This is a genomic window from Leptolyngbya sp. FACHB-321 (genome assembly GCF_014695975.1).
Classification (GTDB): domain Bacteria; phylum Cyanobacteriota; class Cyanobacteriia; order Leptolyngbyales; family Leptolyngbyaceae; genus Stenomitos.
Genome location: NZ_JACJPI010000013.1, coordinates 1 through 7,337, shown reverse-complemented (window position 1 = coordinate 7,337; position 7,337 = coordinate 1). Strand labels below are relative to the sequence as shown.

The following is a 7,337-nucleotide window of genomic DNA, read 5'->3' as shown; positions in this document are numbered from 1 at the left end:
GTCTGAGTGCAAAATGAGATGGGAAGGCAGCAGCGAGGTTTTTCCGTCAAGTGTTGCAAGCAGAACCCACTCAAACCCCACGAGTGCTGACGGTCGCTAAAAAGGCTGCTGACTCAGTGGTGATGGACAAGTTGAAAGCGGATGAAACGATGGCGGAAGACAGAGCACTCCGGCAGCTTCAAGATTTGAACTGCATCATTGAGCCGGAGTACAGAAACAGCAAGCGGCTTATCAAACCAATGACTTGAAGCCATGAAGATGATGCGGAAAGGACAAGTGAACGAAAGCAGCCAAGGGAACGGTGTGTCTCAAGCGCAGTGCGTCGAAGAAAGCTTCGGAGTGGGCGCTTAAGACAATACGACTAGTACAGTTCGTTTGCCACTTTAAAAAGTTTGCGTGCCACTGCCATTGCCCGTGACCTTACCCCTGGCTTTGGCTTTGCCAGTGTCAGTGTCATTGCCATTAACGTTGACAGTGGCAGTGCCACTGCCATTGCCCGTGCCGTTGTCCATGCTTCTGAAAAGACGACAGCTCCTGAGCTAAAGCAAGCGCTAGAGAGCTTGAGAAAGCAACTGCCCTCGCCGCAGGATGACCAATCCGCTTTTCGGCGTTGCTGCTTGACGGGATGATTTTGTCATCCACCGATAGATCCTGCTTAGCTTTTAGCGATCGGTTCATCTCTTGGTTCAGCAACACTCGCTTTTCTACTGTGATGGAAAGAGCGTTGTCATGATTGGACCGAGCAGCTTCAAGCTGTCATGATTCAATACCGCAATATAGGACATGACTGGCAGTTCAGTCTCGAGCAGGTACAGATGTTAGAGCAGTACTACGCAGCCAATAAACTGCTGCTAGACTGCCTCAACAGCGATTGCTATGTCACCCGCTCGGTGCGAGAGGAAATTGAAGCCACTTTGCTGCTGCCGCAGCCTACTGCCAAAAACTCAAACGTGAGCTTTCAACCTGAGCTTTAACCAAAGGGTAAAACAGAGGGAGTTTCAAACCCTAAACCGGCACCACTTACGCACCCTAATCCGACAACGTTATGGCAGGTCTTTGAGATCTAAAGGCTGTAGTCAGCAATGCCTTTACCGTTTAACCTCACTAATTGCCCGAACGTTATCGGATTAAGCGCAAAATAAGATATTAAACGCATATGTTATGTAACCCGTGTGTCGGGCTTGAGTGCCAAAACGCAACGTCCCGCTCTGGACCGCTTTACCGTTTGAGTTTGAGTGAGTAGGCGGTAGGTACTATGCTCTGGAAGTTGTCATTGCAATGCCTGTTTGTCAAACCTGATCACACCTACTCACAGTAAGGGTGGAACAGGATTTATTTAGCAGCCTCATTCTGCTTCCTTAGCAACCGCCCAAACCCAGCAGGTGGTTTGTCGTCTGGTGGTGTTTGATTGTTCTTGCGCTCGATCAGCCACTTCAGGAACAAAGCAACTGAACCAGAGCCAACGAAGAGGGAACTGATTGCTTGCCAGTTTGTGGTCGCAAATTTGTTCAGCGAGTAGCCCAAGTTTCCCTGGATTTCCCGTTCCTCACTAAACGGTTTCATTTCTTGCTCAACCGGCTGGCTAAGCCCTGGTACTTTCAAACGCATGACAACCAGCAGTGCGATTGTGGTCTTGCCTCGCTTTGTGGGTGTCAACTCCCAAAGCCATGACTCTGGCAACTCTTTAGAGACCGTTTTAACGCCCGTCTTAATCTCCCGTACTTTAAAGTAGTCTTTGTCAACGTTCAACCTAATTTCGACACTCAAAGGAAAAGATTGTAGGGAACGTCTTTGACAATGGACGGCTGCCCTTTCATATGCAAATGAGTGAGCAGTGCTTGAGTAACTTCATGAGCAATACCCGCTTCAATTGAAACAGGCATGTCAGCGGTCAGTTTGGCAGGGGCTGTGTGAAAGAACTCACCCCTGGGTAAGCGCTTCTGAGCATTTTGCAGCATTGTCTGGTAGGCTTTTTCCCGCTCGACTTGTTGCCGCTCCTGTTTTTCAAGTTGAGCAAGTTCGGCAGACGAGAACGCTGTTTCTACCGGAGAGTTTTTGGGTGAGAACGCTGGTCGAGTTATTCTTGGTTGAAGTGTATCAATTGGGGGTGAGGGATCACCCGCTCCTACTCCTGGTGATCGAGGAGTAGCTAGTGGACTTGGAGAGACTTTATACGACAGAGGAAGGCCCGACTCTTGGTTCAGGCTTGCCCGACGCAGCTCCAAAGCTAGACCGAGACCCAGCAGGGTTAGGACAAGTACCAAAATGAATCTAGTCCAAGGCTTTAGTCTCTGTCTCACGGTTCACCTCAATCGTCATTACGACAGTGGAAATTGCTCTTCTTGTCGAGGTCTGCGAGCTAGAAACGCCCTCCACAGACTGAACAGACCAAAGGCACTGACCATAAGGGACAGTACTACGACCACAACTGGCAACCAGTAACGGACAGTGAATTGCTGGGCTGAGTAAAGCAAATTGAACTCCACAGTGACGGGTTCCTTGCTGATCGCCACTTCGTAGGTATAAGACTTCTGTAGTGCTGGCGCGGTGAGTTCGACTCTAGACGTCAGAAATAAGTAGCGCTGACCTTGTCTTAGGGGTATAACCTCCCACTGCCAGACTGTTGGTTTACCGTCTACAAAGGGTGATTGTGTACCGGCTAGCTTGGTTTTGACCAGGAAGTCAGCCGGATCAACCTTGAGCTGAATGTCAACCCCTTTAGGATCGTATTGGACATTCGGCAAAAGCGTGACGGGTCCTCGAAGCTCGTTTCGCAGTGCCTCTGTAAACTTTTTAGCCACGCCTGCCTGGATCGTGACCGTATGCCCTGCTATCAAGGTAGGAGGCACTGTGTGGAAGAAAAGACCTTTAGCAAGACGGTCTAAAGCACCTTGCAGAATTTCTGCTTGCGTTGCTTGAGGCAGCGCATTGTTCTTACCAGTTAACTTAGCTGAGTTCTCAGCAACGCTAGCTGCTGGCGTCTGCGTCCCTTGTGCTTGGTCAAGCCGGTTACTACTTAGCCCCCTTTTTGCTCGATTACCAACATTAAGGTTCGCTGCAAACTTGTTTGCGTTCTTTGGTGTCCGTGCCTTTTCAGCACTTCTTCCCATAGCAGCCGAAGCAGCCGGAACAGTTGGAGCAGCAACTGACACACGGCTGCTGTCTCCAGCCACCGTATCCGCTGGGCTTACAAGTGCTTCTGGTGCCTGTGAAGATGTTGTCCCGCAGCCTAGTAAGTTAAACAAGCAAATCGCCACAGAGAAGAGAAAGATTAGGAGTTGTCTTCGCTGTCGTCGCATTGGCTACCTCAGAATTAAGAAGCTACAGTCCAACCAACCGCTTAATATTAGTCCGATTGGAGAGTAACAAAACGCTTTGCAGTAAAGACCTCACCCACAAGAGCAAAAGGTCTGCCCTGACCAGAGGGAAGGATGTCTCCAAGAGAAGGCTGTGGCTGTCCTTCTCCTAGCTGTGGCTACCGGTGGCACGCCCCACTGTTTGGGGTGAAAGGCTGACTCTGCACCGAAGCGTTGCGGGTTCCCCAGCCGTGCTTTACTGTCCTTCCGGTGACGCGCGAAAAGTTTTGCAACTGCTTGCCATACTTTTCGGTGCCGACACTCAACGTAGAGAAAGAAGCCCCCAGTCCAAGTGAAGGCTTCCATACGCGGGGGGTACATAACCCATTAGCCGCACTCAGTCTACCTTAAAGCGATAAATAGAACAAGTGTACTAAGGCGCACTACAAAGCAAGGTATGCGATCGAGCAACCCCCCTGTGGGTCAAGTGCCTGCTGAACAGCACTTCAGGCTTAGTTGCAAAGAATGTGGTTTCAAGCGGCTGTTTGAAGTTTCGTCGTGGCTAATGTGGGTTCAGTGGCAGCTAATCCGGTTTTGAAGTCGGTTCTAGTGACAGCGAATGTGGGTTCAAAAGGATGCTGTTTAAAGTGAGCCTGTTTACAGGTCGCTACAACTACCCAATAGTGCGAAAATGGCACTGACCCCTTTCGCATGGCAAAAACAGTCTTAAGGTTGTCCAACTTGTTTCCTTGTTACTTGAAGGTCGGAAACAATAGCACCACTGTCTAGCCCAAGCCTTTCTTTGCCAAAGCCGTCCCTCTATAATACGGATGTCCTAAAGCATTAGAGCATTGCGTTGAACGCGCCGCGCCCACCAGCAGGAACGTATCAGGCTCCGCCCGTGGAGTCCCTGCAAGGCGTGGTCGAACGGCTCACCTATCATTCCGAAGAGTCAGGGTACACTGTTGCGCGGCTCAAAGCACCCCGCACCAGCGAACTCGTTACCATTACAGGCAACTTCGCTAACATCCAGGCGGGGCAAACCCTGCAACTGCACGGTATCTGGAAAGACCATCCCAAATTTGGTGCTCAGTTCCAGGTCACGCAGTATCGGGAAACCAAACCCGCTACCATCACTGGCATGGAGAAATATCTGGGCAGCGGGTTGATCAAAGGTGTGGGTCCCGTCACCGCCAAACGCATCGTTGCCCACTTCGGTCTAGAAACGCTGGACATCATTGAGCAGCAGATCGAGCGCCTGGTGGAAGTGCCTGGCATTGCCCAGAAGCGCGTCAAGCTGATTCAAGCTGCCTGGATGACGCAGAAAGCGATCAAAGACGTGATGCTGTTTCTGCAAAGTCACGGCGTTTCCACCACCTATGCCGTTAAGATCTACAAGCAGTATGGCGATGCTTCGATCGCGACTGTCACCCACAATCCCTATCAACTGGCAACCGATGTCTATGGCATTGGGTTTGTCACCGCTGATGCGATCGCCCGGAATCTGGGCATTGCCCCTGGCTCTGAGTTTCGCTACCGGGCTGGCACGTTGCACGTCTTGGGCGAAGCGGCGGAAGAGGGACACTGTTTTTTACCGGGCGATGCATTGGTCGATCGCGTCGTCAAGCGCTTGGAAATTGCTGACCATCGCTCCAATCCGGTACAGGTAAAAACTTTAAGCGAGCAAATGGTGGTGGATGGCGAGTTGGTCAAGACCGAAACCCCGATCGCCGAGCTGGAGCAATTTGGCTACTATGCCCCGCCCTTTTTTGGAGCGGAACAAAAGCTGGCAGACCGGGTACGGCAACTGCTGCACCAGCCTCTTGAGGTGGAGGCTGCCCGCGTGCAACGCTGGCTGGATCGCTTTGTAGAAACGACGGGCACTGCCCTTTCGGAACAACAGCGCCATGCGGTGGCGATGGCAGCGAGTCAACGGGTGCTGATTCTTACGGGTGGACCGGGCTGTGGCAAGACCTTTACCACCCGTACAATCGTTGCCCTGTGGAAAGCAATGGGCAAGTCGATTGCCCTTGCCTCACCGACGGGACGAGCGGCACAGCGGTTGAGCGAGATGACCGGACAGGAAGCGAAAACAGTACATCGCTTACTGGAGTTTGACCCTAAAACCATGAAGTTCAAACGGGATGTGGACAATCCACTGCCCGCGCAGGCACTCGTGGTGGATGAAGCCTCCATGCTGGATCTTTTTCTGGCAAACTCGCTGCTGAAAGCGATTGCCCTGGATGCCCAACTACTGCTCGTGGGCGACACCGACCAACTGCCTAGCGTCGGACCGGGCGCGGTGTTGCAAGACTTGATCGCGTCTGAGCAAATTCCGGTAGTGCGCTTAACGCAGGTATTCCGGCAGGCACAAGCCAGTCATATTGTGAGCAATGCTCATCGGATTAACCAAGGACAGTTCCCGCAGCTAGAACCCGTCTCGCCTGCGCCGCAGTCTGATTGCCTGTGGCTCGGCGCACCAGAGCCAGAAGACGGCGTGCAGGGGATACAGGACTTAATCACCGACTTGCTGCCTGCATTGGGCGTTGACCCTGCTAGCGATGTGCAGGTACTTTGTCCCATGACGCGAGGGGTAGTGGGTACTCGCCATCTCAATACCGTTTTGCAACAGTTGATCAATCCGCCCAGTCCCACCAAAGCCGAGTTAGCGCGGGGTGGGATGACTCTGCGAGTGGGCGATCGCGTGATCCAAAAGGTTAACGACTATGACCGGGAAGTCTTCAATGGTGATTTGGGCACAATTGTCGCGATCGATGTCGAAGAACAGGAAGTGACGGTACGCTTTGCTGAACGCTTGGTGAGTTACGACTATGCCGATCTCAATGAAATCACGTTGGCGTGGGCAGTGACCATCCATAAGAGTCAGGGCAGCGAGTATCCGGTCGTAGTACTGCCCATCTACATGCAGCATTACCTAATGCTGTCGCGCAATCTCATCTACACCGGGTTGACCCGTGCTAAACAACTGGCGATCGTGGTTGGGACACAGAAGGCGATCGCTCTTGCTGTGCGCCAGGTGAAAGACCAACAGCGCTATACGCTCCTCGATCAAAGGCTACGAGAGCCGTAACTAAGGCATTTAAGGGGCAGTAAAAGCTGACTTCACTCCATACTGTCTAGAGCTATGTCACTTAAAGACAGTCCCTCATACAATTACTTTTCCATTGTTCGGGTAGTCCTACTTCGTAAAAAGCAGAGGACATAGTTTAGAGCGAACCGAGCACTGCTGCAAAGCCCTTAGTCGTAACTGGTTATGATTCATCTTTTTTGAAGTAGAACAACTCCTCACACGTCCTTTAGAGGCTTTGGTCGGGCAGACTTTATTTGCTCTGCTGCTCCGCATCGTCTACAGCCTTTTGCAGGACATAACTAGCCTGTCCAGCAACAGATCGGTCTTCTGTCTCCGCCCATTCCTCTAGCTTTTTATATGAGGAGTCCGGTAGCGAAATGGTGATTCGCTTAGTCATGAGATCAATGGTGAACTGTTCAACCATGAATCGTACTCTTTAGATCGTGTTCACTGCTTAACAGATGCAGATTGTATGCTGATATGATTCTATACTGCATCTACCACTTTCAATTCTGAACTGCCCATGCCAGATCCCCTATTGCTTCCAGCGATCACCCTACCATAGCCACCCGCGATCTACCTGCCAGCACCACGATTCCAGATCGGGTAATGGGTCTATTCGAGAGCGCTTAAAGACCCAGACTTCGGGTATATCGCCGGTCTGGTTTGGGCAGCCGAAGGCAGTACCAAAGCGATCGGTTATCACTATGCGGTGTTGCTCGATAAGGCTGCGTTTTCAAGTGCCTTTATTGACCTTGACTGGGCTTTTGAAGACGACTTGACAGTCATGCCAGCTCCCCATTGCCTGTAATCGCGAAATTATCCCTTCAGGTAGTCGTGTAAAAGTAATGTTGCTAAATTAACAGTGCTGTTCAAAGTGCTAATCCCCGATGCGTGCTTGCCCTAGTTGTACTTCGGCTCAAACTATCAAAAGTGGTCGTATCCATACA

At 51.4% G+C, this 7,337-nt stretch carries 7 protein-coding genes and 1 pseudogene; 4 read left to right on the top strand and 4 right to left on the bottom strand.

Going from position 1 to position 7,337, the window contains the following annotated elements; translation table 11 throughout:
* Positions 1–29: 29 nt before the first annotated feature.
* The 3 genes and pseudogenes from H6F76_RS01530 to H6F76_RS01520 form a co-directional block, all read left to right on the top strand.
* Positions 30–248: pseudogene (locus H6F76_RS01530) on the top strand (IS6 family transposase); the annotation flags it as partial.
* Positions 249–392: 144 nt separating this feature from the next.
* Positions 393–629 (top strand): hypothetical protein, encoded by a 237-nt coding sequence (locus tag H6F76_RS01525; protein WP_190505317.1) that lies wholly within the window; start codon positions 393–395, stop codon positions 627–629.
* A 129-nt stretch (positions 630–758) separates the two neighbouring features.
* On the top strand, positions 759–974 hold the full coding sequence (locus H6F76_RS01520; protein ID WP_190505316.1) for a hypothetical protein: 216 nt from the start codon (positions 759–761) through the stop codon (positions 972–974).
* Positions 975–1,332: 358 nt separating this feature from the next.
* Here H6F76_RS01520 and H6F76_RS01515 read toward each other — a convergent pair whose 3' ends face one another.
* The 3 genes from H6F76_RS01515 to H6F76_RS01505 are packed head-to-tail and all read right to left on the bottom strand — an operon-like array spanning position 1,333 to position 3,299.
* Positions 1,333–1,767, bottom strand: coding sequence for a hypothetical protein (locus H6F76_RS01515; RefSeq protein ID WP_190505314.1), 435 nt, complete (start codon positions 1,765–1,767; stop codon positions 1,333–1,335).
* On the bottom strand, positions 1,764–2,264 hold the full coding sequence (locus H6F76_RS01510) for a hypothetical protein (RefSeq protein WP_190505312.1): 501 nt from the start codon (positions 2,262–2,264) through the stop codon (positions 1,764–1,766). The genes H6F76_RS01515 and H6F76_RS01510 overlap by 4 nt, the downstream gene beginning before the upstream one ends.
* A gap of 54 nt (positions 2,265–2,318) precedes the next feature.
* Entirely contained in the window at positions 2,319–3,299 is a 981-nt protein-coding gene (locus tag H6F76_RS01505; RefSeq protein WP_190505311.1) for a hypothetical protein, read from the bottom strand.
* A gap of 853 nt (positions 3,300–4,152) precedes the next feature.
* Here H6F76_RS01505 and H6F76_RS01500 point away from each other — a divergent pair.
* Complete coding sequence (locus H6F76_RS01500; RefSeq protein ID WP_190505309.1) at positions 4,153–6,387, top strand: ATP-dependent RecD-like DNA helicase; 2,235 nt, start codon at positions 4,153–4,155, stop codon at positions 6,385–6,387.
* Between the two features lie 250 nt (positions 6,388–6,637).
* On the opposite strand, the gene H6F76_RS01495 is transcribed toward H6F76_RS01500, so the two are convergent.
* Entirely contained in the window at positions 6,638–6,784 is a 147-nt protein-coding gene (locus H6F76_RS01495) for a hypothetical protein (protein ID WP_190505307.1), read from the bottom strand.
* Positions 6,785–7,337: the final 553 nt, after the last annotated feature.

What these genes read in the sequence shown, in the direction of transcription:
- H6F76_RS01520 (WP_190505316.1), top strand. Translation starts at nt 759, where the DNA reads ATGATTCAATACCGCAATATAGGACATGACTGGCAGTTCAGTCTCGAG.
- H6F76_RS01505 (WP_190505311.1), bottom strand. Translation starts at nt 3,299, where the DNA reads ATGCGACGACAGCGAAGACAACTCCTAATCTTTCTCTTCTCTGTGGCG.
- H6F76_RS01495 (WP_190505307.1), bottom strand. Translation starts at nt 6,784, where the DNA reads ATGACTAAGCGAATCACCATTTCGCTACCGGACTCCTCATATAAAAAG.